The sequence below is a fragment of the Pseudomonas sp. S2_E01 genome, from assembly GCF_054668365.1.
This window is the reverse complement of the sequence record NZ_CP162762.1, coordinates 2,906,436-2,931,402: the sequence shown is the minus strand read 5'-3', so window position 1 is coordinate 2,931,402 and position 24,967 is coordinate 2,906,436. Positions and strand designations below refer to the sequence as shown.

Here is a 24,967-nt window from a genome sequence, read left to right as displayed (position 1 = left end):
CCGCGCCGTGACGAGCGGTATCGTTTCTAAAGTTCAAGTTTTTTTGCCAAAGACGCCCGCAAATGACGACGAAAAAAAGGGAGTCATTCACTCACACAGTTGTCTATAGCGTTAGCGGCTCGAGGCAATCACGCCACGGTTCGTATGAATTTAACGCGCACTCAATAACGAGGTAGTACTTATGAACAGCATTATTTATATCGTCGGCCTGGTCGTGGTGATCGCAGTTGTCCTGTCCTTTCTGGGCCTTGCTTGATCGTCCAACCACGAATAAAGCGGACGTCTGATTCAGCAATGTGGTTGAACGGACGTCCTTTTAAAACAGAGGTTCTCGTTCGGTTTGCTCACCCAGTTTGACAACTCGCCAACTTCCGAGGCCGTCTGTCGAACGTTCTGTAAGTTTTTGAAGTTATCCAGAACTCCGGCGCTTCAGATGTGGGGTGGCGATCTTCGTGCATCTGCCGGGGATCGCACTCACCCATTCTCTGAACAACAGGAGTTTCAAATGGCTCGCTCGAAACGCGCCGGGTTTGATCCAATACGTTCCAGCGTATTTGCCGCCACCATCGTTTCCTTTGAGCGTGAAGCTGCGCGTATCTCAAGTGGCTTGCTCTTCCATCAACCAGGCTCGGCGACCCGACGCCAGGGCCTGAATTAGGAGAAGCCATGTCGCAACCTTCATCTTCATTTCGTTTGGGGTCTCGCTCCTGGGTCAGGCATCTCAACCGATCCGGTTGGCTGGGTTGGTGTTTCTGGTTGATGGTCGTCGCAGTGGCGGTCTTGCTGTTGTTCAGCGGCTATGGCGCCTTCGTGGGTGCCAGCAGAGATTTTCTGCATCTCGCCGTTCTGGGAGGACTCTCGGGCTTTGGAGCAACTGCGCTGGGCGCTTGCGTTGCATTGATCCTCAGGGAAATCTCGTCTCGCACTCAGGACACAATGTTGGGGTTCGCTGCTGGCATGATGCTGGCTGCCAGTTCCTTTTCGCTGATCCTGCCTGGCATCGCGGCGGCCAGGGATTTGCTCGACAACCAGTTGCTGGCGGCGAGCATCGTGGTACTGGGGCTCGGCCTGGGGGTCGCGCTGATGATCGGCCTGGACCGATTTGTGCCCCACGAACATGTTGAAAGTGGCAAGCGCGGACCTGAAGCGAAGCGCATCAATCGGATCTGGCTGTTCGTGCTGGCGATTACCCTGCATAACTTGCCCGAAGGCATGGCCATCGGCGTGAGCTTTGCCTCTGGCGACATGAAGGTCGGGTTGCCGCTGACCACCGCCATCGCCATTCAGGACATTCCCGAGGGGTTGGCTATCGCGCTCGCATTGCGGGCCATTGGACTGCCGGCGAGCCGAGCGGCAATCATCGCCATTGGCTCAGGGCTCATGGAACCACTGGGGGCGATTATCGGCTTGGGTGTTTCCAGCAGTTTCGCCTTGGGATACCCGGTGGCGCTGGGCTTGGCGGCAGGCGCAATGATCTTTGTCGTGTCCCATGAAGTCATTCCCGAGACCCATCGCAATGGTCATGAAACGCCAGCCACGCTGGGACTGATGCTGGGCTTTGGGGTCATGATGTTTCTCGATACGGCACTAGGCTGACCTCTTGAATAGGGGCGTTCGTCCCGCGCGCAACAACCTCTTTGAACTCCTGTCGAGTCTGCTCCGTCCCTTCTTATGAGGGGCTCAGGGCAGTTGCACTGTGAAGTCCCGACACGACTTTTGCGAAGTGAGGGACGGCATGAATACTCAAGACAGCAGGGCGGCGACTTCGACGGGCAACCCGGGCGAGCATCAACCCGAGCAGGATTTTCAACATCTCAAGGAAGACCTGACCGAGTCGCTCGGCAGCGCGAGGGAGAAGGCTGATGCGCAGTTCGGTGAATACCGCGACACCGCCGCCGACCAGATTGAAGCGTTGGCGGAGGGCGCGAAATCGTTCGTCAATGAACTGCAGGATCACGACGGTCTCGGCATGTCGGATTACCTGACCGACATGGCAGAGTCCATGAGCGGCCTCGCGGGCAACCTGCGTGGCAAAAGTGCGGAGCAACTGTTACATGACGGTGCGCAGTTGGCGCGCAGCAATCCGGCGTTGTTCATTGCCGGCAGCATCGCCATCGGGTTTGGATTGTCGCGGTTTCTGAAGGCGGGCACTGGCGCGACAGTGGGCACCAGCGATCCGGCCGCCGGCCACTCGACGCCGCCCACCGATAGCTATGGCGTGCACCGTCCCTATGAAACCTCGGTCACGCCTGCGTCTGAACAACATCCCGGCCTGGCCACCGGCATTACGCCGGCCTCGCCCGATGCGCAGGACCATCCTGCCGATTTTGCCAGGCCTTCGACCACTCCAGATACCAAGGGAGCACTGTGATGAACAGAGACGATCCGGATCTTCGCGTGCAGCAACCTTACGCTCCCGCCGATGATGCCTCGGTGGTCGGGCTTTTGCGTCAACTCACCCGAGAAGTGCCCGCGCTTTTTATCAAGGAGCTGGCGCTGGCCAGGGCCGAACTTCAGGCCAGCCTGAATACCCTCAAGGCCGGCATCGCCGCTGTCGCAGGCGGCGCTATCGTGCTGCTGGCGGGCTTCATCATCTTGCTGATGTCTGCCGTCTACGGCTTGAGCATGTTCATGGCGCCTTGGCTGGCAGCGCTGATCGTTGGCGTGGTGGTGATGGTGATCGGCTTTGTGATGTTGCAATCCGGAAAAAAGCAATTTGAGCCTTCCCACTTCAAGCCTGATCGTACGCTGGATGCCTTGAATAAAGACCAGGAAGCGCTACGGAGGAAAGTCTGATGAAAAGCGAATTGGAAATGGAATCGCACAAAAGCCCGGAGCAGATCGAGCGTGAGATCGACGCGCAACGTGCCAACATTGGCGATATCGTCGACAAGCTGGAAAGCAAATTCACGCCGGGTCAGATGTTCGATCAGGCGTGGGGCATGATGCAGAACAACGGCACGGCTTTCCTCGGCAACCTGGGCACCAGCGTGCGCAACAATCCGGTGCCAGCGGTGCTGACATCCGTGGGTTTGTTGTGGCTGATGATGAGTCAGAACAAGCCGCCGCTACGGCAACCTGGCTATCGCACCGGCCCTGATCAGGATCGAATGGGGGAGTGGGCCGACGGATTGGCGGATGGCCTGGAGTCCGCGCGCGATCGTATGCACCACACCGCTGACTCAATCAAGGACGGGGTGCATTCGTTGAAGGACAAAGCGGCCCACGTGGGTGATCGCTTTGGCACGGCCACCGAGAACATGAGCCACGCCATGCACAACGCCAGTGATCGAATGGCGCGCAACTCACAGGTGGTTGGGCAGCAGTTCAATCAAATGCTCAAGGAGCAGCCCCTGATGGTCGCCGCTGCTGGCATTGCGCTGGGGGCGTTGATCGGTGCCGCGTTACCCACCACCAGCGCTGAGCAGCGCTACATGGGGCGCACCAGTGCGGGCCTGGTGGGCAAGGTGAAAAAGCAGGCGCAGGACGGATATGAGACGGTGCGCGATACGGTGACCAGGACAACCGACCACACGCAGCACGATGCATCCGTAAAGCCTGCGCAACGGCCTGAAGATTCCTCGCCAACGGATCTTTCCGGCGGGTTGGGGATGTCCTGAAACCTGAGATAACTCGGGGGGCTTCAAGCCCCCCGATGTTTACCCGGTTAAACGCTCTTTGCTGGATTACGCAGGACGCTGGTGCTGTACCCGGTGGCGATGACGCGCTCTGCCGCACGCTGTCGACAGGCGTCGCCAAATGCGCGGAAGATGGCCAGGTAGTCCGGATGGCCCATCACCTGCCATTCCGGATGCCATTGGATTCCGAGGGCGAAGGCCTTACTGCCTTCCACAGAGAGTCCCTCTATCAACCCGTCTTCGGCTACCGCCTCGATTCGCAGACCATGACCGACCGTTGCAATGCCTTGGCCATGGACCGAATTGACCTCGATGTTCTCCGCCAATCCCAGGCCCGACAGCACACCGCCTGACCGCACTTTAATCGCATGCGCGGGTGCGTACTGATCTTCGATGGGTTCGTTGCCCGGTGGTTCGTGCTCGGCGCCAGTGTCACCGAGCTGTTGATGCAGCGTGCCGCCGAAGGCGACGTTCATTTCCTGAAAACCGCGGCAGATCCCTAACACCGGCACGCCTGCCTCCACCGCCGCGCGCCAGAGTGGAAGCGATACTTTATCCCTGGCAGGGTCGTGCATCGTCCCCGGCGGGCTCGGATGGCCGTGGTAGTGATGCGGTTCGATATTGGACGGGCCGCCGGTGAATAGCAGCCCATCGAGACCATCGAGGATTTCCGCCGGGTCCAGCAACTCCGGTAGCAACGGTAATATCAATGGCAGCCCCTGGGCGCCGGTCGCGACCGCACGCGAGTATTTGTCGTCATTGATCTGGACGGGATGTTTGTTGATTTTCCATGAACAGGCAGTGACACCAATGATTGGCAGACGAGACATGTGAACCCCCCGATTCACGGCGATATGCCGTTTACCCGTTGGATTGCCCAACGGGCGTGGACGTTCAGTCGAATGCGCAGCGAAAGGCGTTGCCGTTACTGATGCGAGTAGAGCGCCAACGCCTTGGCGAACCCCTGCGCACGAAAGATCGCGCTGCCCTGGCCGAGATCCCCATCGCTGGCCACCAGATACACCTCGTTCGTGCCCGGCTTGAGCGCCATGCTGGTAGAGCGCAGGAAATGCCCGTCTTCACGTCCCGGAATCAGAATCTGCCCGATGGGCTGACCGTTTGGGTTAAGCACCAGCACCCGTCCCTGACTGTACATGGCCACATACAGATTGCCGTCTTCATCGACGCGCATCGAGTCGGGTGAAGGACCGTTGAAGCGATAGACGACGGCTTCGCCAAAGGGGGCGATGGTCTGCGCATCCTTGAGCTCGATGCGGTGCAGCAGGCCCGTGGCGAATTCGGTGACCCACAACGTCTTGCCGTCGGGCGAAAGCGCAATCCCGTTGGCGATCGCCAGCTTGGGCAGGATCGGAACGATCGTATCGCCGCCGGGCGCCACGTAGTAGACACCGCCACTGGGCTCGGTCGAGGTGCCTTTGAAATCGGTGAAGTAGAAACCACCCGCATTGTCGAAAACGAGATCATCGACCAGGTAATTTTTATCGCCGGCAATGATCACTTGCTTGGCGGAACCGTCGGCGTTGTAGGCAGTGAGGTTGCCGGTGTCCTTGAAGTTGCCCAGGCCAGCGACGAACAGACGGCCGTCCTTATGAATGGCCAGACCTGCCGAGCCCAACTCGTTTTTGGGCACGACAACGCTGAGCTTTTTCTGCGAGTCGAGCTTGAGTACCTGGCCACCGAACACTTCGACGAAGAACAGGTTGCCGTCGCGGTCGAACGACGGTCCTTCAAGTTGCAGCCCCTTGTCCGACACCTTGAACCACGGCTGCGCGGTGACAGTGGGCAGATTTTTTTCAGGCGCTGGGATGGCCTGCAACTGCCGCCCCTCCTTGGCGTAGGCCAAGGTGGGAATCGGCGTTTGTGCCTGGACGAGGGTGGCACTCGAGGTCAACACGAACAGCATGGAAATGAGCGTTTTCTTCTGCACAGTAATCACCTGCTTTTTATTATGTTTGCAAAACCTCAAGCGCCCAACAGTGCAGCCAGCGCCGGCACCGTGAGCACGGCGGTGTAATAGCCCATGAATTGCACGCCGATGTTGAAACCCAAAAAGCGTGACAGGAACCCGCCCAGCAAACCGACGGTGACAATGACCGAGAGGCCCAGCAAGCCACCTTCCCAGATGCCGATCACCAGGATCAGACCGACAAAGGTCGCGATCACCGCTTCATGGCTGATCTTGCGCGAGACAAACGCCGCCGCCCGGTGCGCGTAGTTCATGGTGAAGGGGTAGGCGACCAGGATTGCCACGATCACCGCCAACATGCCGTAGCCGAAGAATTCCCAGGTGCTGAGCAGCGAGTGCAGGTTGTTCACTTGCCCCGTGGCTGAGTCCACAGTGAAGCGCGGGGGCGCGTTGAACAGCGGCGCGGCGGGGCCCGCAGCCACCGGGCTCAAGGGCAGGCCAAAGGCAATCAGCGGGATCAGGGCTTCGGCAATGTAGGTGGATTCGGTAACGCCGTTGCGCGCGGTGATCACGGTGGTCAAGCGGTGGTAGACATGCTTGACGCGAGCACCCACCACTTCACCCATGATCACGGTCATGGCCACCGGGCTGAAGACGAAGGTCGCACTGGACACCGCTGCGGTAGCGGCAGTCCACAGGCTCTGTTTGCGATCCAGGACTTTGAGCGGGTTGGGAAAGAAGCCGCCCCAGCTCTTCACGTCAGGCGCCAGGGAAAAGCTGCGCACCGACTCACGACGCATGTTCGCTCGTTCGGCCGGCGCCATCATGGAAAAGAGCGCCGCGATCAAGGGGCCGATGGCGATACCGAGGAAATAACTGACGCTGAGCTTGACCCCATACTGTGCGGTGATGCTCTGCAAACCCACGATGATCATTACGAACGGGATCAACGCCAACACGGCTGCCAGGCGGCCCTTGGAGAACCAGGCAATGGCAATGGCTGCGGCCAGAAATACCCAGGGCGCCGCGTATTTGATCATGTCGCCGAACGGCGCAAGCATCACCGCGAACAACACGGCCATGGGCACCGCGATCAATGCGGCAATCACTGCACCGGAAATCATCTTGCGCAAGGCAATGTGTGGCACACCGAGGTTGCGCAGGAAGTTGGCTTCACGCATCAAGGGCGTCGCCATGGTGTCGCCCGGTATGCCCAGCAACGCCGTCGGCACCGCATGGGTCATGTGCTTGGCCACGGCCCCCGCCAGGAAGAATGTCAGCACGCCCGGCGCGGGCACGCCCAGTAATACCACCAGCAAGGTCAAAGGGGCGAGGGTGGTGGTTTCGTCGCTGCCGGAAATCAGGCCGATGCCGGCGAAGATCACGGCACCGAGAAGGCCCATGCCCAGAGCGATGAGGACTTGATCCAACAGGGCCGGCATCATGGCTGGCCTCCATTGATCGCTACGGCCGCACGTTCGGTGGCCGCAGGCTTGTCGCTGGCTCGGTCAGGCGCCGCCAACGTTCTTTCGTGCTCGGCGAACAGCTCGTAAAGGTCCATTTCGCGAAGCTCGGCGACCGTTTCCGGTGGCAGATCGGAAAGGCGCCCCAGATCGCCGAACTCGCTCTGCAATTCCTTCAGTACTTCAGCGCGCCAGGCGGGATCGGCTTGCTCCTCCACCACATGGCGCTTGGGCTTGAACAGCGCCGCACTGATGGCACCACCGGCCAGGCAGCCGACGATGCCCACCAGCATCGCGTAGGCGCGGGCCATCTGCGCCGAGGCGACCCAATGGGCCAGCACTTGTTGGGCGACGAAAAATGCGCCAAGGCTGACCATCGCGCCAATCGCGATGGAGTAGATCAGGTGACGACTGTCTACGGTGTCGCCCCAGACTTCGTACAATTGAGGTTTCAACAGAGTTCTCCCACCGCCCTAAGGGCTTTTATTGTTATGCACGCGTAGAGATGTGACGCGCGTCCGGCTTCCTGTCAATCGCCAACCCCGTGCAAGCCGCCCCGAGCGCCGACTTCGGCCAATCGCACGTTCTCTTCAGGCCCGGTCATCAGAGGGCGCGCTTTTGCTTGAGCAGTTGCTCGGCGTGATCGGCACGCACGTCCCGCGCCTCGACCATCTGCTTGACCAGCCAAGTGACTTCCTCGCCGCGAGCGCCCGCGGACAAGGCGATGTTTCGAGCGTGCAGCGCCATGTGGCCGCGCTGGATACCTTCGGTAGACAAGGCCCGCAGCGCACCAAGGTTTTGCGCCAGGCCGACGGCCACGGCAATTTCCGCGAGTTCCTGGGCCGTCTTGACGCCCAGGATGCGCAGTGACAGTTGCGCGAGCGGATGGGTTTTCGTCGCACCGCCCACCAGTCCCACAGGCATGGGCATTTCGAGGGTGCCGACCAGATGGCCGTTGCTGTCTTTTTCCCAGGTCGTCAGCGAACCGTAGTGACCGTCGCGACAGGCGTAGGCGTGTGCGCCGGCTTCCACCGCGCGCCAGTCATTGCCGGTGGCCACAATCAGCGGGTCGATGCCGTTCATGATGCCCTTGTTGTGAGTGGCAGCACGGTAGGGGTCGATGGCGGCAAAGTTGTAGGCATCGAGAATACCTTCGATCACGTCTTCGCCCGCATATTCGCGGGTGGTCAACAACTCGGGGGCGATGCGCACCTGGGCACGGGCCAGGCGCAGGTCGGCCAGGTTCGAAAGAATCCGCAGGCGCACCTTGCCGCCAGTGATTTCTTCCATCAGCGGTGCCACGGCCTCGGCCATGGTGTTGACCGTGTTGGCGCCCATGGCATCGCGCACGTCGACAATCAGGTGCGCGACCAGCATCGGGCCCCTGGGGCTGTGGGCGAAAGTATGGACCTCGACATCCCGGCAACCGCCGCCCAGCTTGTTGAGCAACTGGTCCTTGCGGTTGGCCAGTTCGATGATTTCTTCCTTGCGACGCATCAGGCTCAGGCGGGCGTTGTACGGATCGGCAACGTCGACGATCTGCACCTGGGCACGCATCAGCGGCAGGCTGCTGGAAGTCATGAAGCCACCGGCATCGCGCGCCAGTTTGGCCATGAAGGACGCCGCTGCGACCACCGAAGGTTCCTCGACCACCAGCGGCACGATGACATCGCGGCCATTGATCTGGAAGTTACTGGCAACCGCGTAGGGCAGTTCAAATGTGCCAAGCACGTTCTCGATCATGCCATCGGCAATGTCCAGCCCCAAAGCGCCGGCGTCACGCAGCAAGGCCACGTCGTCGGTGGGTAACGCGAGCACTTGTTGCAAGTGTTCAAGGCGCTGCGCAGGCGAGAGGCTGCGAAAATTCGGAAGGCGCGAATCGATACTCATGGGTAATCCTGTAGCGTTATTGTTTTCGAGTGAAACCACCCTAATGCGCTCTGTGCCTGCAAAGAAGGTACAGTTTGGACAGACAGTACCTAAGCTGTACCCTTGCGCATACATTCACTCGGGACGATGAATCATGGTGCGACTGACACTGGCCCAGCAGTTGACCGCCACACTGGTCGAGCAGATCGAGAACGGCACCTACCGCGAAGGCGACCGCCTGCCTTCGCTGCGCGAGTGCATGCGCTTGCTGGGCCATTCCAAGAACACCGTGATCAATGCCTACGAGGCGCTGGCGTCGCAAGGCCTGGTTGAGGCGCGCCACGGCCAGGGTTTTTTCGTCAGGCAAGGTGCGTCCATTCATCCCGAGCCGGAAGAACCGCCACCCTATGCCCGGGCCATGGACACCATCTGGTTGATGCGTCAGCAATTCGTTCGCGAACCGGGGCATTCGCCTTTGGGGGAGGGCTTTCCACCGGTCGACTGGTTGATGGACATGCGGCTGGATAAGTTCACCCGGCAGATCATGCGCACGGGTGTGTCCACGCTTTTTCGCTACGGCAATCGGTTGGGCAATGCCGGTCTTCGCCAACATCTGGTGCAAAAGCTGGCGAGCTACTCGATCACCGCCAATCCAAGACAAATCGTCACCACGCACGGCGCCAACCATGCGCTGGATCTGATCATCCGTCGTTTCATCGGTTTTGGTGACAGCGTTTTGGTCGAAGACCCCGGTTATTACCCACTGTTTGGCAAATTGCAGTTGCAAGGCGCGCGCATGCTTGCCGTGCCAAGGCTGGCGGACGGCCCGGATATCGACGTGCTGGAGCGTTTGCTGCAAGAGCACAGGCCCAAGTTGTTCTTCATCCAGTCCGTGGGGCATAACCCGACCGGCTCCGACATTTCACCGAGTAAGGCGCATCGCCTGGTACAACTGGCGGAGCGATACAACTTCATTCTGGTGGACGATGATGCGCTCGGGGATTTCAAATCGGCGTCGGCGATCAAAGTGTCCGCACTGGATCAACTCAAGCGCTCACTGTACGTCGGCAGTTTCTCCAAATCGGTGTCGGCGGCGCTGCGGGTTGGGTTCATTGCCGGCAGCAAGGACGTAATCGATGAGTTGGGCGACGTAAAAATGCTGCTCCACACCAGCACCTCGGAATTCTGCGAGCGCACGGTGGATGTGATCCTGGGCGAAGGGCATTTCCTGCGGCACCTGGTGAGGTTGCAGGAACGGCTACGGACAGCGACGGCCGCCGGCTTGCGGATGCTCGACGAGATCGGCGCCGAAGTGTTCTCGCGGCCGGAGCAAAGCCTTTATCTCTGGGCCAGATTCGCCCACGTGGATGACGCTCGTGAGCTGACCCGCGAACTGCTGCCAAAGGGCTTCATGATTGCTCCTGGGCATATCTTTTCTCCCGAGCAATCGCGCATCAGCCCCTGGACGCGTTTGAACGTGGCGTACCTGAATGATCCGTTGCTCAAGGCAGTATTGAAGCGCCCCAACCGTGGGCGCGAGCCTGCTCGCGATGAGTTTCAAAGGTGATGAGGGCCGCCTGGACGCGCCCGACACCTAAACCACTCCCCGACTTTTCCCGACTCAACTAGACTTGCGGCCAAAGTACATCGGCCGCGGCCAGTGAGACACCATGATTGCCCATACACCTACACTTTTTGCCTGCGTCGCCCTGGTCGCGACGATCATGGCGTTCTGTTTGATCCTGGTCGGACAGTTCAACCGGCGTGACGGCTTGCTCACCATCGGCTCGGGCCTTTTGGCGCATGCCCTGGCCTATGTCGGTTACACCCTCTATGGGCATGCACCGTTGTGGTTTACCTACGGCGCCGCCAACACCTTGCTCTCGGTAGCACTGGCGTTTTATGGGGCCAGCCTGTTCCGCATTGTCGAGTTGCCGGTGCCGTGGTGGCGGGTGTTCGCGCCGATGCTGTTGATGCTGGGGTCGATGATCAGTCTGATCGACACCCTGGAACCGCGCATGCTCGCGGCTACCATCGTGCTAATGGCGCAATGCACATTGATCATCTATTGGACGCTGCGCTACATACCCAAACAGGGAAGGGCGCGCATGCTGTTGATCATCGGCTCGAGCATCAGCCTGATCGGCCTGGGCATGCGGGTGGTGGCCATTCTCGGCGGCGGCGCTGCCGAGATGCGCTACGACATCAGCAACCTCAAGCAGACCATCTCGGTCAGTATCGGCACTTTTACCGCGATGATGATTTCACTGGGACTGGTGCTGCTGGCCAAGGAACGCAGCGAATCGTTACTGCAACGCCTGGCCTTGCGCGATGTGCTGACCGGCATTCTCAATCGCCGCGCCATTCTGGAACAGTTTGCGAAGGAGCTCGAACGGGCGCGCCGAGACAACTCGTACCTGGCGGTGGCCATGGTCGACATCGATCACTTCAAGCAGATCAATGACGTGCACGGCCATCTGGCGGGCGATGAAGTGATTTGTCATTGCGTCAACCATCTCACCCGACGGCTGCGTCAATCGGACAGCATCGGTCGATATGGCGGCGAGGAATTCCTGCTGTTATTGCCCGGCACCAGCCCCGATGGCGCCGTGGCGGTGCTCGATGATGTGCGTGCTTCGCTGGTCGGGGCACCAGCAAAATTCGGCGACACCAGCATCGACCTGCGCATCAGCATCGGCGTGTGCTGTGTCGTGCCGGATGAACGCGACACCAGCGCCAGTCTGCTGGCCCAGGCGGATGCAGCACTTTACGAGGCCAAGGCGATGGGACGTAATACCCTGCGTTTGGCACCTGTCAATCGAAGCGACGCACGGGAAGTCGATCCTTCAGCAACGTTGAGCAGGTGAACGAGTCAGCCGGCGGGTTTGCTGGTTCCCAAGCGCTGACCAGATAGCTGGCTTCAGCTATCAGGAAGCCTCTATGGGTTGAGCGGACAGCGGTAGACCGAACAGCTTGTCGAACACCAGGTTGAACGTGAAGGTGTACACCAGGAAAAACAACATCAAACCCACGTTCAACGCCAATGCCTCCAGCAGCGCAACGTGCAGGAAGTAGGCGAACAGCGGAACCAGCACGCCGAGCAGGCCAATCTCGAATCCTGTCGCATGCAGCACTCGGCGCCATAGCGTGCGGGTGCGGTCGACACGTCGAGCTTCCCAATATTCAAACACTGTGTTCCAGCAGTAATTCCACAGCATGGCAACGGTCGAGCTGGCGATTGCCAGTCCTGTGGAAAGCTGAGTGTCATGGCCTAGTGCGGTGAGGATCAAGGTATTGAATGCGACGGCGATCAATTCGAAAGATGTCACGAAAACCAACTTGCGTTTGACGCCTTGCATGTCCAATGCCTCGTACTGCGAATGTGTGTGACCGCCTACTATGGCGAAAAACTGACCCTTCGGCCAGTTTTGTCGGATACATGTTGGTACAGATGACGCGAGAAAGTCAGCGAGCCCCGGTTAGACTGGAGAGGGTTCGGTATTTCAACCTGATCTCACCGCCAGTTTTCCTGATGCCGACAAACAGTAGTTGTCAAAAAACACAACTGGCGTAGCATCGTAACCATGACAAGGATGCCCATGGACATACTCACACCATCACGTTTCGACGACGCCGGGGTTGCGCGCCCTAACGACAAGGCAGGCCTGGACCGCTGCCTACGTCTTTTGAAGGTGGCCCGACCAGAACAGTTCGCGGACCTGCAAAGGGTTTTCGGTACGCACAACGTTGACCTGTTCAAGCCCAGAGCTGCACACAATTGGGTGGTGATTGATGTAGGTGGCAATAACCTTCGGCTGATCGGCGGAGTCAATTACATCCGGCAAAAGTTTTACGTCAAACACGTCTACACCCATGCCGAGTACGACGTTGCCAACGCCTGGTATGCAAGAAACAAAGGGACAAAACGATGAACACCAGCCCAAACGATTTTCAAACCATGATTGCAACGCTTGGCGAGTTGTATGCGGTCATGGAGCGCCTGCGCAGCGAGTTCGTGCACGGCATCAAGACCCCGGCCGATTATGAGCGCGCGACCTGGTTGCTCGATGAGCTCACCGATGGCCGCGAACTGAACAAGGTCGAAGAGAAGATTCTCATTGAGCTGGAGGATGAAATGCTGGCCTACCAGCGCGATTCCGAACAGTTTCGTGAATCCAGCGCTGCACTCGGGACCACTTGCACGCCTGTGCAATTGATCAAGGATCTGATGCAGACTCTTGGTCTCACCGGTTCGGACCTCCCGGAAATCGGCGATAAAACCGCGGTGTCCAAGGTGCTCAGCGGGGACCGGCCAATCAGTCACAAGATGGCCTATGCGCTGGCAGAGCGATTTGCAATGGAGCCAGGCGCATTCGTGTCACCGGTCGCGGGGAAGACACGGAAAAAAGCCAACCTGGCTGATGCCGATAAGACACCGGTTTCTTATCGCTCGCGGGACAAGGTGGCGTTGGTGGAGTGCGCATTGGAAGCGACTGGAGAATACAAATCCGTGGGTTCCAAGGCAGACCCAGCGAAGGGCTAGCGCAATGGCGGGCCCTTCGCTGATGCAATCACTGATTGCGAGTCACCCGCCAGACCGTGTTGGAGAGATCATCGGCGATGATCAATGCACCTCGCGGATCGACCGTCACACCCACAGGCCGGCCACGGGTTTTGCCGTCATCACCGCGCAAGCCTGTGACAAAGTCGATGGGTTCTCCCGTGGCTTTACCGTTGCTGAAAGGCACGAAAATCACTTTGTAGCCCACCGGGTTATCCCGGTTCCAGCTGCCGTGCTCACCGACAAACACACCGTCGGCGAATCGCTCACCCATTGCGGCCGTCGAGAAGTCGACTCCCAGCGCCGCCACGTGCGAACCCAGGCTGTAATCCGGTTTGATCGCCGAAGCAACCTTTTTGGGATCCTGTGGCCGCGCCCGCGTATCCACATTCTGGCCCCAGTAGCTGTAAGGCCAACCGTAGAATGCCCCTTCCTTGACGGAGGTGAGGTAGTCCGGCACCAGGTCGGGCCCCAGTTCATCCCGCTCGTTGACCACTGCCCAGAGCGTTCCGGTGCCGGGCTGGATCTTCAGCGCCGTAGGGTTGCGCAGGCCGGTTGCATACGGCTTGTGCGCGCCGGTTTGGGCGTCGATTTGCCAGACCATCGCCCGATCCACTTCGACCTCCATGCCGCGCTCGGTGATGTTGCTGTTGGAGCCGATGCCCACGTAAAGCGAGCGCCCGTCCTCGCTGATGGCCAGCGATTTGGTCCAGTGGTGATTGATCGCCGAAGGCAGCTCGGTGATTTTTGCAGGCATCCCGCTGGCCTTGGTCTGCCCCTCGGTATAGTCGAAGCGCACCAGTGCATCCTGATTGGCGACGTAGATTTTGCCATCCGCGTACGCCAGTCCGTAAGGCGCATTGAGGTGCTCGGCGAACACCGTTTGCAGCTCGTACTTGCCATCCCCATCCGCGTCGCGAAGCAAGGTCAGGCGGTTACCTCCCTTGACCTTGGTGTTGCCCTGGGCCTTGATGTAGCTGGCGATGACGTCCTTGGGCTTGAGCTTGGCCGCGTTGCCGCCCCGTCCTTCGGCCACCAGGATATCGCCGTTGGGCAGCACCAGCGTCTGGCGCGGAATTTTCAAGTCTTGGGCAATGGCAGTGACACTGAAACCTTCGGGAACGGTGGGCTTCTGGTTACCCCAGGCCGCGGGTTCGGCGATTTTCATACTGGGCAACAGGCTGCGCTGCGGTTTCGGCATCTGAGGTTCAGGGCCACGAGCCTGAGGGCTGTCGGCTTCTCCACCGCAAGCGCTCAGGAGCATCGCCAGGGTCAGGGTGGCTACGGGGAAAACAGGCTTCATCGTGCACCTCCTGACCGCAAGTTGGTAAGGCCGATCCACGCCGAGGCGCCGCTCAGCACGGCAACGATGACCGACAGGATCAGGCCCGAAGGCATGACGGCCCACGCATCCTTGGCGTGCTCGAAGGCGTTGACCAGCCCCAGTACCCAATTGATCAGCAGGAGCAGGAAATACAGTGCAGGCCGGCCGGCTTTCGGTTGGGCCCGCAGTAGATTGGTCAGGGCAAACAGCAACGCGAGCCCACAGAACACCAGGCCCCCGGCAATCAGCCACGAGGCGAAATTGCTCCATTGGATCTGGTAGGTCCTGGCGTAGGTGATATCACTCAACAGCGCCCCGAGAAACAGGGCAACGGTGCCGCCCAGCAGTATCGAATGCAGCGGCCCCGGCGTGATTCGCGCAAGGGGATAGGTGGTGTCGGTCACGGCAAATCCTCATCGTTTATCGACCCTTTACGGATGCCCAGCGCCAGGCACTGATCCATCAGGTTCGCGCTGACTGCGCGCAGTAAAGGTGATCACGATGAAGGGGGCGAAGTTCAAAGAAATACCTGGCAGACCTGATCTCGCGGACCCAGGCAAGGTGACCTGGGCCTGCGAGCGATACGGACGTCAGGCGTAGTGCGGCAGCCAGAGGGCAATCTGTGGAAACATGATCAACAATGCGATCAACAGCAACAATACGAAACAGAACGGCAGGGCGCCGTACACTACATCGAGGAAGTTGCCCTTGTTGCGGATGCTCTGCACGACGAACAGGTTCATGCCGAACGGCGGGGTAATCTGGCCCATCTCGCACAGGATGATCAGGATCACGCCGAACCACAGTGGATCGAAACCCAGGGCGATAATGACGGGTACCACCAGTGGCGCGGTGGTAATCAGCATGGCGAGGGTGTCCATGAAGCACCCCAGGACAATGTAGAACACGATGATTGCCAGCAGCGTGCCCATCGGCGACATGTTGAGGTCGGTGACGAAACTCACCAGCGTTGAAGTGAGCCCGATGGACGCCAGTACGAAGTTGAGGAAAAACGCCGACAGGGTGATGAACAGGATCATCCCCGTCGTGCGCAGCGTCGACTCGAAAGCCTGGCCCAGGTTCTGCCAGGTGAAGGCACGTCTCCAAAGCCCCAGGGCGAACGCAGCGATCACCCCTAATGCGGCCGACTCGCTGGCGGTGGCAAAGCCGCTGTAGATGGCGCCCACCACCAGCACGAATATCGCCAGTGGTGGCAGCAGGTCCCTGATGCTTTCCCGGCGTTCGGCCCAGGTGGCGTGTTCCTTGGTGCCGCCCAGTTCCGGGCGCAAGAGGCAGGCAATCACGATCATCGCCACGAACATCAAACTCAGCAAAATGCCCGGGATGGTGGCGGCCAGGTACAGCTTGGGCACCGAGAGATTGGCGATCAGCGCGAACAGAATCATGTTGATCGACGGCGGAATCAGGATGCCCAGAGTGCCGCCAGCGGCGACCGAACCGAGAAAAAGCGGCGCTGGGTAGCCTTTGCGCTCCTGCTCAGGCAGGGCCAGGGTCGAAATGGTCGCGGCGGTTGCAACGCTGGAGCCACTGGTGGCAGAGAACAGGGCCGAGGCGCCGATGTTGGCGTTCATTAAACCCCCTGGCAGCCACGACAGCCATTTTGACACCGCGCCGTACATGCGCCCGGCAACGCCTGAGCACACGAGCAGTTCGCCCATCAGGATGTAGAGCGGAATCGCCACCAGCAGGAATTCGGCGCTGGTGCTCCAGGCGATTTCCCCCATGGCGTTGCTCAAGGGCAGAGTGGAAAACAGCTCGGACAGCGACATGCCCAGCAGGCCGACACTGACCGCTGCGGCCACGCTCAAACCCAGCAGCGCCAGGAGGGTGAAGAGGGTAAAGGCGAGCATTCAGTGTTCTCCAGTGGTTGGCGAAGGCGTGAACCCCGGCGCACGGCGGTGGGTTTCCTCCTCGATTTCTTCCTCGACGGAATTGATGCCGATCAGCCCGCTGATCGAAGTCCGCCGGCGCAGGCGGCTCAGGCTGGTGCAAGCCAGCACCACAATGGTCAGGGCGAAAAAGACATAACCTGCGAGCCAGATCGATTGCGGCAGCCACAACGGAATCTGCAGTGGCGTGGTGGAGGTCGAATGGAACTTGAGCGTGGTCCACAGCACCCCGGATGCATGAAACAGCAAGGTCCCGACAAACAATGCCATGCACCCCAGCGCCAGCAGGTCGAGCGCGGCCCTACTTTTGATGGACAGGCGTGAATAGACGATGTCGACCCGGATGTGCGAACGCTTGAGCAGGGCGACGGGGAACGCCCAGGTGCTGACAATGGCCAGCACATAACCGGCGATTTCGTCGGCACCGCCCATCGATACGCCAATGGTTTTACGCAGGATCAGGTCGACGCCGATCATCAAGGCGGTGCCCATCAGCGCGATACCACCGACCCAGGCACTGAGCCACGCGACGCTGTTCACAAGCCTGATGGCAGAAGATTCAGAGGGTTTCATCAGCGGTGTTCTCCGCAAACGGGGTGGATTCAAAACGCGAGGCCATTGGCCGGCGCTGTCAGGGTGTTTGCAGTTGCACGCCCAGGGTCGCTCCGGCTGTGGCATTCCAACGTTCCACGCACGGTGCACCGCAACGTTTGCCCCAGTCATTGGCGATGGCCAGCACGGCTTCTTGCATCGCCTGCCGTTCGGCGAGCGTCGGCGTGCTGACCTGCATATGTGCGGGGTGATGAATCTGGCAATCGGCTGCGCCGATGTTGCAGGCCAGGGCCGAGCGGTTCTCCCTGGTGGTTTCCTCCCACAACCGGTCTTCCAGTACCCGGGATTGCTGCTCGAGCAGGTGCTGTACCGTTTCTGGCAATGACTGCCAGCGCTTCAGGCCAATGGCATAGAAGCCGATCGACCAGTCCGTTGGCAGGTTATAGAGATGGTTGGCCACGTCGTACCAGCGGGCGGCATTGCCAGAACCAATGCCTGACACCGCGCAGTCGATGACCCCGGTTTGCATGGCGGTCACCACTTCAGCGAATGGCAGCGTCATGGGGGCGCCGCCGAGTGCCTTGACCATGTCGGACATGTTGCGTCCACGCACGCGAACTTTCCGGCCCTTGAGGTCTTGTACCGAAGCGACGGGCTCGCGGCAGAAGAACACCTGCGCCGTATAGGGGACGGTGGCCAACAGCTTGACGCCGTGACGCTCGGCCATGCGCGCGGCGAGCACGGGTTTGAATGCGCTCGATACGCGGTGGGCGGTCTCGATGTCGGCAGCCATGCCGGGCAGGTCGATACCTTCGAAAAACGGGTCGTCGCCGGCGACGAACGCGAAAACGCCCATGCCGATTTCAACGGCCCCGGAACGGATCAAACGCACCATTTCCGGTCCCTTGAGACCGCTTTCGGACAAGCCTCGCAGGCTCGCCGTGAGCTTGCCGCCGGAGTTGTCAGGTAACGTGGTGTTCCAGAACGGCGCTTCAACCGCTCGGTAGGTGTAATTGTGGCTGCCACCACCAATCACGTTGAAGTGAGTCGCTGGCACCGTATCCGCCAGGGCGGTCGGTCCAATCAGGCCACCGAGCACGGCCAGGATCCAGGGCGTTACAGGATGTAGTTTCATGGTAGTCCTGTTATTTTTTTGAAGGGGCTACATGGCAGAAACGAAAGATCGGTGATGCTGTTGTTCAGGACGCGCGGTGAATGGCCGCGTCGATGATGGCTCTGGACCCGACCACATCGGGAAATTTCTCGCCGTTTGCAAGCCGGGCGAGTGTGGTTTTTTCCCGCTCCTGAAAGTCGATGGCCTGACGAGCCAGCGTTAATACCTGCCACGGCCTGAGCACCACGATACCGTTCTCATCAGCGACCACTGCATCACCTGGGTGGATCACGACGCCACCACATTGGACCGTCGTACAAAACTCGCCTTCTTCACCCTTGAGTCGCGTGGTAATCGCACTCGCGCCCCACGACCAGATGGGCACACCATAAGTGCGCAGTTCACCCAGGTCGGTGACGTGTCCATCGATGACGATCCCGGCGATGCCGGCCTGTTTCGCGGCGTAGGCCATGGCGCCGCCCATGGCGGCAGTCACCCGTTCGCCACAGCGATCGACGATCAGGAAATCGCCGGGGCGGGCGCAGCCCATGGCGTGATGCAGGATGCCGCCATCGGCACCGGGCATTTTCACCGTGACCGCCGTGCCCACGGCCCTGACATCCTGGAAGTGCGCCTTTATGTCCGTACTCAAAATGCCTTGGGTAATGAAGTGACCAATGGTTGCCGGTTCTGCTGCGAAAAGTACTTCAAGTTCTTCTCGTGGGATTTGTTGTGGTAGTTCTCGAATAATATACATGCCGGTTTTACTTGTTTTGAGGGATGTCTGTTACATTGAGTCCATCCTAACAAGCGCATTTTTAATGCGGTAATAAAAATAGGCGACTCAGCGGCGGGACAATTTTTATCATGAGAATTACCCTGATGCAGATCGAGGCCTTTTATTGGACGGCCCGATTAGGCGGCGTGCACGCGGCCTCTCGACATCTTCATTTGACCCAACCGGCCATTTCCTCGCGTATCCGGGAGATGGAGTCCTTGCTGAGTGTGAAACTGTTCGATCGCAGCAAGCAGCGCATGACCATCACCGCCGATGGCCTGATTGCCCTGCAGCACGCCGAACTGGCGTTGAACAACAGTGTCAAGCTGGAGCAGTTTGCGGCCAAGCAGAAACAGAATCGCCGACTGCGCGTGGGCGCCGACGAGTGCTCGGCCATGGTCGGGCTGACGGCGGTAATCGCCGAAATCAAGGCACACTTTCCGGAAATCACCCTGGAAATTACCATTGACGTGGGCGCCGTGCTCAATCGCAAGTTGAATGACCACGAGCTTGATCTGGCGCTGCTGACCAATCCGATGACCCGTGATGATGTCACCGATATCTTCCTGGGGTGGATGACCTTTCAGTGGGTGGCGGCCGCGCACCTGGACATCGAAGGGGATACCTTTCTACCGGAACAGGCGTGCGCTCATCCCATCGTCACGCACTCGGCGCCGTCGACCCTGTATTCGGTGGTGGAGCGCTGGCTGAAGGAAGGTGGCGGAGTGTCCGAAGCCTTTCACTCCAGTAACTCCCTGGCGTTTATCGCCAAGATGATATCGGCCGGTCATGCCATCGGGATTCTCCCCGTTCCATTGATCCGCGATATGTTGGCCGTTGATTTGCTCAAGGTCCTGCCGTGCAATCCCCCGATAGAACCCGCCAGGTTTTGTTTATCTTATTTGACCGAAAGGCCCGATGTTCAACTTGAAGAACTGGTGTCGCTGACACGGGCTACTTTGATGAGACAGAACTTTTTGGTGAGTTGAAGTGCTCGGGTAACAGTAAAGGCCAAATCAGATTAGTTGATTTGGCCTTTAATCTTTAGGGTGATTCAATCACTTTTAGAAGGGGTAGTTATTTACCTTGAACACTTTTTTGAATGGACGAAATGTGTTGTCCCGCCTGATTCAGCCATGACAGGTCACTGCCCATCAGCAACATGTCAGCGCCCATTTGCAATAGGCGACTGGCCGTTTCGGTGTCCGCCGGGAAGCAGGGCACCATGACCTGAATGGAGCGCGCATGGCATTGCTCTATCAGCAGCGCCAGGCGATCCCGGACTTCGGGGTTGCCCAGGCGATAATCCACCGGCAACTGGCGCGACAACGAGTAATCGGCTGGGCCGAAATGCACCGCATCGATACCGTCGACGTCGAGAATCTCGTCGATGTTGTCGAAGAACTCAAAACTCTCGGCCATTGGCACGATAACGCTGCGGGCGTTTTCTGCCTCGGTGTAGCGAGCCCAGTCAAAGCCGGGCCCGGCGTAGTTCGCAGAGCGCACCGAACTGTCGCCACCTCGGCGCCCGAACGGCGGGAATTTGCTGTAGCGCACGATATCGCGCATCTGTGCAGCGTTGTGCACCTGCGGCACGATGACCCCCGAGGCGCCCATTTCCAATGCCTTGCGAATGTCCCATTCAAGGGTGCCGCGCACGCGAACCAGGCCATGGACACCGGCGTATTGCGCCGACAGCAGCAGCTTTTCCATGTCCTTGTCGACGCCCAGGGCCGTGTGTTCGGCGTCGATGAAGACAAAGTCCAGCCCCCAATTGCCGGCCACTTCGATGGCCATGCCGGAGGTGCTGTAGATGTTCATCCCGAACGTCGGACCATTGGCCATGCGCTCTTTAAGGGTCGTGATCTTGTTATGCATTGCGATTTCCTGAGCAGCGTGATGGGTCGCCTCAGACGCGATAAGTCTCTGGCAGGCGGTCGCGGAAGGGGTGGATTTCGAACACGCCGGGGTCGCGAATCAATGATTTGTTGCGTGCCTTCGCAAGGTCGATCTCCACGCTGAACACGCCGTCCTCCTGTCCTGCGCGCGTCAGGGTCTTGCCCGAGGGCTCGATGATGTGGCTCATGCCGATGAACTGCATGCCGCCGTCCATGTCGTTTCGGTTAGGTGCGACGAAATAGACGATGTTCTCGGCTGCCCGCACGGTGCTGAAAATGTCCGGCAGCATACGTGCCTGCTCGGGCCAGGCGGCAGGGAGTACCACGATGTCGGCGCCTTCCAGGGCCAGCGTGCGGATGACTTCGGGGAAGCGAATTTCGTAGCAGATCGCCAGGCCGATGCGACCGATGTCAGTGTCGAATACCGGGGCAGTCCATTCTTCAGGGCGGTCGGTGAAGCGGTCGCCGATCATGAACGGCAAATGGCGCTTGCGATGCAGGCCGACGATACCGTCAGGGCCGATCAGTGCGGCGGTGTTGAAAACTGACTCGGCGTTCTGCTCGTAAAAACCGACCACCAGATAGATCCCGGTTTCAGCCGTAACCTTGAGCAGGGGCGCGAGTGCGTCGAGGTGGATGGCGCTTTTTTCCAGTTCTTCGCGGCTGTCGAACGCGCCACCGGTCAACAGGCACTCGGCAAATGCGATCAGGCGTGAGCCCTGGCTGGCAGCCTGGCGGGTGAGTTCGGCGACTTTGTCGATGGTTTGCGCCGAGTTACCGGCGATCGGGTGGATCTGTGCGACGGAGATTTTCATGAAGCGAGGTCCTTTGATTGTCAGGCAAGCGTGCGTTTGATGGGGCAGCCAGCGCAGTGCCGGCTGCCGGGATGGCCAGGGCTATTGCGGCTTGTAGTCCACCGCTTCGTAGACTTTCTTCACCAGTTCGGGGTTGATCTGCGCCGCGTATTTGTCGATCACCGGGCGGATCTTCTGCTGGATGCGTGCAATTTCCTCGGTGGGCAGTTCGTTGACTTTCATGCCCGAACTGCCCAGCTCGGCAATCGCCTTGCTGTCAGCCTCGCGGGAAATCCGGCGCTGCTCGAGGCGCACTTCCAGCGCAACCTCCTTGAGCAACGCCTTCTCGTCATCATTGAGCTTGTCCCAGAAGGGTTTGCTGATCAGGACGATTTGCGGGTTGTAGTTGTGGTGCGTCAGGCTCAGGTATTTCTGCACTTCGTTGAATTTCGAGGCGAGGATCAGGGCGGCCGGGTTTTCCTGGCCATCCACGGTGCCGGTCTCCAGGGCCGTATGCACTTCAGTGAAGGGCAGGGGCGTTGGGTTGGCGCCCAGCGCCGACCAGACATCGAGGAACAACGGCGACTGTTGCGCGCGGATCTTCAACCCGACGATGTCTTCCATCTTTTCGACCGGGCGCACGTTATTGGTCAGGTTGCGCACACCCAGTTCCCAAAACGCCAGGCCCACCAGCTTCTTCTCCGGCAACTGGTCCGTCAGCATCTTGCCAACCTCGCCATCGAGCATGGCATCGACCTTCGCGGTGTCGGTGTAGATGAAGGGGAAGTCGAGAATGCCGAAGTCGGTCACATGATTGATCATCAGTCCGGCGTTCCAGGTCATCATCTCCACCACACCACCCTGCAGGGACGACAGTACCTGTACGTCGCCGCCGAGCACGCCGTTGGGAAAGGTCCGCACCTTGATCTTGCCGCCGCTCCGCTCGTCGATCTTCTTGGCAAACAGTTCCATGCCAATGGCGGGGGGAGTGCCCTTGGGGCTGGTGGCTGCGAACTTGATGGTGTGGCTGTTGTACTCGGCGGCGAAGCTCATGCTGCTGGCCAGCAGCAGGGCGGCCAGTGCGCTCAAATGTGTTTTCATGGTCATTCCTGTTTCTTGTTGGATTTTTAGTGGGCGAACCATTGCGCTGGAACGGTGACCAGATCGGGGAACATCACCAGCAGGAACAGCACAATGGTTTCCGCAATCAGGAACGGGAAAGTCCCCTTGAGCAGCGCTTCGTAACGGATGTTGCCGATGCCGCACACGACGTTGAGCACCGTGCCTACGGGCGGTGTGATCAGGCCGATGGAGCAATTGATCATGAACAGCACACCGAAGTAGATCGGGTCGATGTTGGCGGCGGTGACCACGGGCACGAGGATCGGCGCCAGCAGCAGGATGGTCGGCGTCAGATCCATGACCATGGAGATCGCCAGGATCAGTAGCATCAAAACAACGATCAGCAGTTTCGGGTTGTCCATGACCGGCTGGATGAGGTCGATGATCTGTCCCGGGATATCGGCGATGGTGATCATCCAGGCAGGAATCGAGGCCGCCGCGACCAGGAACATCACGGCCGCGGTGGTCTTGCCGGCGCGCAGCAACAGCTCACCCAGGGACTTGAGGCTCAGTTCACGGTAGATCAGCGACGACACCAGCAACGCATACACACTCGCCACAGCGCCGGCTTCGGTCGGAGTCACCACGCCAAAGCGCAGGCCAGCGACGATAATCACCGGCAGCATCAGCGCCCAGGTGCTGTCGACGAAGGCTTTCATGCGCTCCTTGCCGGATGCCTTGGGGCTCAGTTGCACATCGTTGTCGCGACGTGACACCAGCCACCAGGCGACTACCAGCGCCAAGGCAATCATCAGTCCTGGAGCAATGCCAGCCAGGAACAGCTTGGTGATCGACAGGCCCGAGGCGACGCCCAGGACCACAAAGCCGATGCTCGGCGGAATGATCGAACCCAGCACCGAGACCGACGCGATCAGGCCACCGGAACGGTTGCGGTTGTAGCCGGCGATCACCATCATCGGCAGCAGCAGCGCGGTCAGTGACGCGGCATCGGCCAGCGCCGAACCCGACAGGCTGGAAAGCAGCACGCCGGCAACGATGGTGACGTAGCCCAGGCCGCCGCGCAGGTGACCGACCAGGGAAATCGCCAGGTTGATGATGCGCTTGGACAGACCGCCGCTGTTCATGACCTCGCCAGCGATGATGAACAGTGGAATGGCCAGCAACGGAAAGCTGCCTGCCGAGTTGACGATGTTCTGCGCGATGATCTGGCCATCGAACAAACCGAGCAGTCCCATCAGGGCCACGCCGCAGAGGATCAATGCATAGGCGATCGGTACGCCGATGAGAATGGCGGCCATGAGCACGCCGACGAATAGGCCCAGTGCCATTATTTGAATACCCCGTGTGCGTTTTCAGGCGCTGGCTCAGCGGCCGGCGTGATCAGGTGCTTGCCCAGTTGGGCGCACAGCAAAACGGTACTCAATATCGCGAACACCAGACCGGCACCGTAGAACAGCGCCATGGAGACGCCGGTGGACGGTGCACCCACATGCAGGTTGATCAGGGTTTGTTTCCAGCTGCCTTCGAGGAACAGCCAAGTGGCGTAGAGCATCGCCAGGTAGGCCAGGGTCATCAGGTGTTTGGCCACCTTGGCCGAGACCCGGCTGGTCAGGATATCGACACCGATGTGGCCGTTCTCGTGCAGCATGAGTTGCGAACCGGCAAAGACCAGCCAGACGAACGCCAGCCTGGAAATCTCCTCGCTGAAGAACAGCCCGGAATTGAAGCCATAACGCAAAACGACGTTGGCGAAGATCAGCACGGTAATGCAAACCAGACACGCCACAATCAGTGTTTTAAGTCCGAGGAAATACAGTCTGAGGAGTTCTTTCATGGCACTTGCACTCCATTGAAGTTGGGGAGGGCGAGCAAGTAAGTCGTTGGCGGGACAGGGTCGTGAACCCTAAGTAAACGCGTGCCGATAAAGTGAGGACGATGCATGAGAAAGACCACCTTTTATTATTAGTTATACGTCGTCGTATGACCTGAGTTGAGTTTTTCTTTTTGCCCTGATGATGTCAACGCAATAGGGCTGGATGGCTGAGTCAATGTTTTT

Annotated in this window: 27 protein-coding genes; 10 read left to right on the top strand and 17 right to left on the bottom strand. The window is 59.4% G+C overall.

Features of this window, described 5'->3' with window-relative positions:
* Positions 1–505: 505 nt before the first annotated feature.
* The 5 genes from AB4O36_RS13320 to AB4O36_RS13300 all read left to right on the top strand — a co-directional run bounded on the left by AB4O36_RS13320 (position 506) and on the right by AB4O36_RS13300 (position 3,620).
* Complete coding sequence (locus AB4O36_RS13320; RefSeq protein ID WP_460125878.1) at positions 506–658, top strand: hypothetical protein; 153 nt, start codon at positions 506–508, stop codon at positions 656–658.
* An 8-nt stretch (positions 659–666) separates the two neighbouring features.
* Positions 667–1,596 carry a ZIP family metal transporter gene (locus AB4O36_RS13315; protein WP_460141972.1) on the top strand — a complete coding sequence of 310 codons (930 nt, stop codon included), beginning with the start codon at positions 667–669 and terminating at the stop codon, positions 1,594–1,596.
* Positions 1,597–1,735: 139 nt separating this feature from the next.
* A complete protein-coding gene (locus tag AB4O36_RS13310; RefSeq protein ID WP_460141971.1) occupies positions 1,736–2,371 on the top strand; it encodes a hypothetical protein in 636 nt (211 codons plus the stop codon).
* Positions 2,371–2,796, top strand: a complete 426-nt coding sequence (locus AB4O36_RS13305) for a phage holin family protein (RefSeq protein ID WP_460125872.1) — start codon at positions 2,371–2,373, stop codon at positions 2,794–2,796. The genes AB4O36_RS13310 and AB4O36_RS13305 overlap by 1 nt, the downstream gene beginning before the upstream one ends.
* The gene (locus AB4O36_RS13300; protein WP_460125870.1) at positions 2,796–3,620 is read left to right on the top strand and encodes a DUF3618 domain-containing protein; all 825 of its coding nucleotides are present in this window, start codon (positions 2,796–2,798) and stop codon (positions 3,618–3,620) included. Before AB4O36_RS13305 ends, AB4O36_RS13300 begins: the two co-directional genes overlap by 1 nt.
* A 47-nt stretch (positions 3,621–3,667) precedes the next feature.
* On the opposite strand, the gene AB4O36_RS13295 is transcribed toward AB4O36_RS13300, so the two are convergent.
* From AB4O36_RS13295 to AB4O36_RS13275, 5 genes are all read right to left on the bottom strand, one after another.
* Positions 3,668–4,468, bottom strand: a complete 801-nt coding sequence (locus tag AB4O36_RS13295; protein WP_460141970.1) for a gamma-glutamyl-gamma-aminobutyrate hydrolase family protein — start codon at positions 4,466–4,468, stop codon at positions 3,668–3,670.
* Positions 4,469–4,563: 95 nt separating this feature from the next.
* Positions 4,564–5,586: an SMP-30/gluconolactonase/LRE family protein gene (locus tag AB4O36_RS13290; protein ID WP_460141969.1), complete on the bottom strand. Its 1,023-nt coding sequence runs from the start codon at positions 5,584–5,586 to the stop codon at positions 4,564–4,566.
* A gap of 35 nt (positions 5,587–5,621) precedes the next feature.
* Positions 5,622–7,010, bottom strand: a complete 1,389-nt coding sequence (locus tag AB4O36_RS13285; RefSeq protein ID WP_460125864.1) for a tripartite tricarboxylate transporter permease — start codon at positions 7,008–7,010, stop codon at positions 5,622–5,624.
* Positions 7,007–7,483 carry a hypothetical protein gene (locus AB4O36_RS13280; protein WP_460125862.1) on the bottom strand — a complete coding sequence of 159 codons (477 nt, stop codon included), beginning with the start codon at positions 7,481–7,483 and terminating at the stop codon, positions 7,007–7,009. The genes AB4O36_RS13285 and AB4O36_RS13280 overlap by 4 nt, the downstream gene beginning before the upstream one ends.
* Before the next feature lie 148 nt (positions 7,484–7,631).
* Positions 7,632–8,918 carry a hydroxymethylglutaryl-CoA reductase, degradative gene (locus AB4O36_RS13275; protein WP_460125860.1) on the bottom strand — a complete coding sequence of 429 codons (1,287 nt, stop codon included), beginning with the start codon at positions 8,916–8,918 and terminating at the stop codon, positions 7,632–7,634.
* Positions 8,919–9,051: 133 nt separating this feature from the next.
* On the opposite strand from AB4O36_RS13275, the gene AB4O36_RS13270 reads away from it, so the two are divergent.
* Both AB4O36_RS13270 and AB4O36_RS13265 read left to right on the top strand, forming a co-directional pair.
* Complete coding sequence (locus AB4O36_RS13270) at positions 9,052–10,464, top strand: aminotransferase-like domain-containing protein (RefSeq protein ID WP_460141968.1); 1,413 nt, start codon at positions 9,052–9,054, stop codon at positions 10,462–10,464.
* A gap of 103 nt (positions 10,465–10,567) precedes the next feature.
* Complete coding sequence (locus tag AB4O36_RS13265; protein WP_460141967.1) at positions 10,568–11,764, top strand: GGDEF domain-containing protein; 1,197 nt, start codon at positions 10,568–10,570, stop codon at positions 11,762–11,764.
* A gap of 60 nt (positions 11,765–11,824) precedes the next feature.
* Here the strand turns inward: AB4O36_RS13265 and AB4O36_RS13260 are convergent, their stop codons facing one another.
* Complete coding sequence (locus AB4O36_RS13260; RefSeq protein ID WP_460141966.1) at positions 11,825–12,256, bottom strand: PACE efflux transporter; 432 nt, start codon at positions 12,254–12,256, stop codon at positions 11,825–11,827.
* A 240-nt stretch (positions 12,257–12,496) separates the two neighbouring features.
* Here AB4O36_RS13260 and AB4O36_RS13255 point away from each other — a divergent pair, with 240 nt between their 5' ends.
* Complete coding sequence (locus AB4O36_RS13255; protein ID WP_460125848.1) at positions 12,497–12,829, top strand: type II toxin-antitoxin system HigB family toxin; 333 nt, start codon at positions 12,497–12,499, stop codon at positions 12,827–12,829.
* Positions 12,826–13,440: a helix-turn-helix domain-containing protein gene (locus tag AB4O36_RS13250; protein ID WP_460125846.1), complete on the top strand. Its 615-nt coding sequence runs from the start codon at positions 12,826–12,828 to the stop codon at positions 13,438–13,440. Before AB4O36_RS13255 ends, AB4O36_RS13250 begins: the two co-directional genes overlap by 4 nt.
* Before the next feature lie 28 nt (positions 13,441–13,468).
* Here AB4O36_RS13250 and AB4O36_RS13245 read toward each other — a convergent pair whose 3' ends face one another.
* From AB4O36_RS13245 to AB4O36_RS13220, 6 genes are all read right to left on the bottom strand, one after another.
* Positions 13,469–14,761 carry a PQQ-dependent sugar dehydrogenase gene (locus tag AB4O36_RS13245; RefSeq protein ID WP_460141965.1) on the bottom strand — a complete coding sequence of 431 codons (1,293 nt, stop codon included), beginning with the start codon at positions 14,759–14,761 and terminating at the stop codon, positions 13,469–13,471.
* The gene (locus tag AB4O36_RS13240) at positions 14,758–15,186 is read right to left on the bottom strand and encodes a DUF2231 domain-containing protein (RefSeq protein WP_460141964.1); all 429 of its coding nucleotides are present in this window, start codon (positions 15,184–15,186) and stop codon (positions 14,758–14,760) included. Before AB4O36_RS13240 ends, AB4O36_RS13245 begins: the two co-directional genes overlap by 4 nt.
* 186 nt (positions 15,187–15,372) lie before the next feature.
* Positions 15,373–16,653 (bottom strand): TRAP transporter large permease, encoded by a 1,281-nt coding sequence (locus AB4O36_RS13235; RefSeq protein WP_460125840.1) that lies wholly within the window; start codon positions 16,651–16,653, stop codon positions 15,373–15,375.
* Complete coding sequence (locus AB4O36_RS13230) at positions 16,654–17,265, bottom strand: TRAP transporter small permease subunit (RefSeq protein ID WP_460125838.1); 612 nt, start codon at positions 17,263–17,265, stop codon at positions 16,654–16,656. It lies immediately after the preceding gene.
* Between the two features lie 58 nt (positions 17,266–17,323).
* Entirely contained in the window at positions 17,324–18,379 is a 1,056-nt protein-coding gene (locus tag AB4O36_RS13225; protein WP_460141963.1) for a TRAP transporter substrate-binding protein, read from the bottom strand.
* Between the two features lie 64 nt (positions 18,380–18,443).
* Entirely contained in the window at positions 18,444–19,115 is a 672-nt protein-coding gene (locus tag AB4O36_RS13220) for an RraA family protein (protein WP_460141962.1), read from the bottom strand.
* Between the two features lie 110 nt (positions 19,116–19,225).
* On the opposite strand from AB4O36_RS13220, the gene AB4O36_RS13215 reads away from it, so the two are divergent.
* Positions 19,226–20,125: a LysR family transcriptional regulator gene (locus tag AB4O36_RS13215; protein WP_460125832.1), complete on the top strand. Its 900-nt coding sequence runs from the start codon at positions 19,226–19,228 to the stop codon at positions 20,123–20,125.
* Positions 20,126–20,213: 88 nt separating this feature from the next.
* Here AB4O36_RS13215 and AB4O36_RS13210 read toward each other — a convergent pair whose 3' ends face one another.
* The 5 genes from AB4O36_RS13210 to AB4O36_RS13190 all read right to left on the bottom strand — a co-directional run bounded on the left by AB4O36_RS13210 (position 20,214) and on the right by AB4O36_RS13190 (position 24,745).
* Positions 20,214–21,014, bottom strand: a complete 801-nt coding sequence (locus AB4O36_RS13210; protein ID WP_460141961.1) for an HpcH/HpaI aldolase family protein — start codon at positions 21,012–21,014, stop codon at positions 20,214–20,216.
* A gap of 31 nt (positions 21,015–21,045) precedes the next feature.
* Positions 21,046–21,849, bottom strand: a complete 804-nt coding sequence (locus tag AB4O36_RS13205) for a carbon-nitrogen hydrolase family protein (protein WP_460141960.1) — start codon at positions 21,847–21,849, stop codon at positions 21,046–21,048.
* 81 nt (positions 21,850–21,930) lie between these two features.
* Positions 21,931–22,929, bottom strand: a complete 999-nt coding sequence (locus AB4O36_RS13200; RefSeq protein WP_460125826.1) for a TRAP transporter substrate-binding protein — start codon at positions 22,927–22,929, stop codon at positions 21,931–21,933.
* A gap of 26 nt (positions 22,930–22,955) precedes the next feature.
* Positions 22,956–24,239, bottom strand: a complete 1,284-nt coding sequence (locus tag AB4O36_RS13195; RefSeq protein WP_460141959.1) for a TRAP transporter large permease subunit — start codon at positions 24,237–24,239, stop codon at positions 22,956–22,958.
* Positions 24,239–24,745 carry a TRAP transporter small permease gene (locus tag AB4O36_RS13190; RefSeq protein WP_460125822.1) on the bottom strand — a complete coding sequence of 169 codons (507 nt, stop codon included), beginning with the start codon at positions 24,743–24,745 and terminating at the stop codon, positions 24,239–24,241. Before AB4O36_RS13190 ends, AB4O36_RS13195 begins: the two co-directional genes overlap by 1 nt.
* Positions 24,746–24,967: the final 222 nt, after the last annotated feature.

Coding starts and splice junctions, on each gene's coding strand:
- AB4O36_RS13225 (WP_460141963.1), bottom strand. CDS start 18,379: ATGAAACTACATCCTGTAACGCCCTGGATCCTGGCCGTGCTCGGTGGC.
- AB4O36_RS13310 (WP_460141971.1), top strand. CDS start 1,736: ATGAATACTCAAGACAGCAGGGCGGCGACTTCGACGGGCAACCCGGGC.
- AB4O36_RS13215 (WP_460125832.1), top strand. CDS start 19,226: ATGAGAATTACCCTGATGCAGATCGAGGCCTTTTATTGGACGGCCCGA.
- AB4O36_RS13205 (WP_460141960.1), bottom strand. CDS start 21,849: ATGAAAATCTCCGTCGCACAGATCCACCCGATCGCCGGTAACTCGGCG.
- AB4O36_RS13270 (WP_460141968.1), top strand. CDS start 9,052: ATGGTGCGACTGACACTGGCCCAGCAGTTGACCGCCACACTGGTCGAG.
- AB4O36_RS13305 (WP_460125872.1), top strand. CDS start 2,371: ATGAACAGAGACGATCCGGATCTTCGCGTGCAGCAACCTTACGCTCCC.
- AB4O36_RS13265 (WP_460141967.1), top strand. CDS start 10,568: ATGATTGCCCATACACCTACACTTTTTGCCTGCGTCGCCCTGGTCGCG.
- AB4O36_RS13295 (WP_460141970.1), bottom strand. CDS start 4,468: ATGTCTCGTCTGCCAATCATTGGTGTCACTGCCTGTTCATGGAAAATC.
- AB4O36_RS13300 (WP_460125870.1), top strand. CDS start 2,796: ATGAAAAGCGAATTGGAAATGGAATCGCACAAAAGCCCGGAGCAGATC.
- AB4O36_RS13275 (WP_460125860.1), bottom strand. CDS start 8,918: ATGAGTATCGATTCGCGCCTTCCGAATTTTCGCAGCCTCTCGCCTGCG.
- AB4O36_RS13260 (WP_460141966.1), bottom strand. CDS start 12,256: ATGCAAGGCGTCAAACGCAAGTTGGTTTTCGTGACATCTTTCGAATTG.
- AB4O36_RS13285 (WP_460125864.1), bottom strand. CDS start 7,010: ATGATGCCGGCCCTGTTGGATCAAGTCCTCATCGCTCTGGGCATGGGC.
- AB4O36_RS13250 (WP_460125846.1), top strand. CDS start 12,826: ATGAACACCAGCCCAAACGATTTTCAAACCATGATTGCAACGCTTGGC.
- AB4O36_RS13230 (WP_460125838.1), bottom strand. CDS start 17,265: ATGAAACCCTCTGAATCTTCTGCCATCAGGCTTGTGAACAGCGTCGCG.
- AB4O36_RS13190 (WP_460125822.1), bottom strand. CDS start 24,745: ATGAAAGAACTCCTCAGACTGTATTTCCTCGGACTTAAAACACTGATT.
- AB4O36_RS13220 (WP_460141962.1), bottom strand. CDS start 19,115: ATGTATATTATTCGAGAACTACCACAACAAATCCCACGAGAAGAACTT.
- AB4O36_RS13200 (WP_460125826.1), bottom strand. CDS start 22,929: ATGAAAACACATTTGAGCGCACTGGCCGCCCTGCTGCTGGCCAGCAGC.
- AB4O36_RS13195 (WP_460141959.1), bottom strand. CDS start 24,239: ATGGCACTGGGCCTATTCGTCGGCGTGCTCATGGCCGCCATTCTCATC.
- AB4O36_RS13235 (WP_460125840.1), bottom strand. CDS start 16,653: ATGCTCGCCTTTACCCTCTTCACCCTCCTGGCGCTGCTGGGTTTGAGC.
- AB4O36_RS13245 (WP_460141965.1), bottom strand. CDS start 14,761: ATGAAGCCTGTTTTCCCCGTAGCCACCCTGACCCTGGCGATGCTCCTG.
- AB4O36_RS13255 (WP_460125848.1), top strand. CDS start 12,497: ATGGACATACTCACACCATCACGTTTCGACGACGCCGGGGTTGCGCGC.
- AB4O36_RS13210 (WP_460141961.1), bottom strand. CDS start 21,014: ATGCATAACAAGATCACGACCCTTAAAGAGCGCATGGCCAATGGTCCG.
- AB4O36_RS13320 (WP_460125878.1), top strand. CDS start 506: ATGGCTCGCTCGAAACGCGCCGGGTTTGATCCAATACGTTCCAGCGTA.
- AB4O36_RS13315 (WP_460141972.1), top strand. CDS start 667: ATGTCGCAACCTTCATCTTCATTTCGTTTGGGGTCTCGCTCCTGGGTC.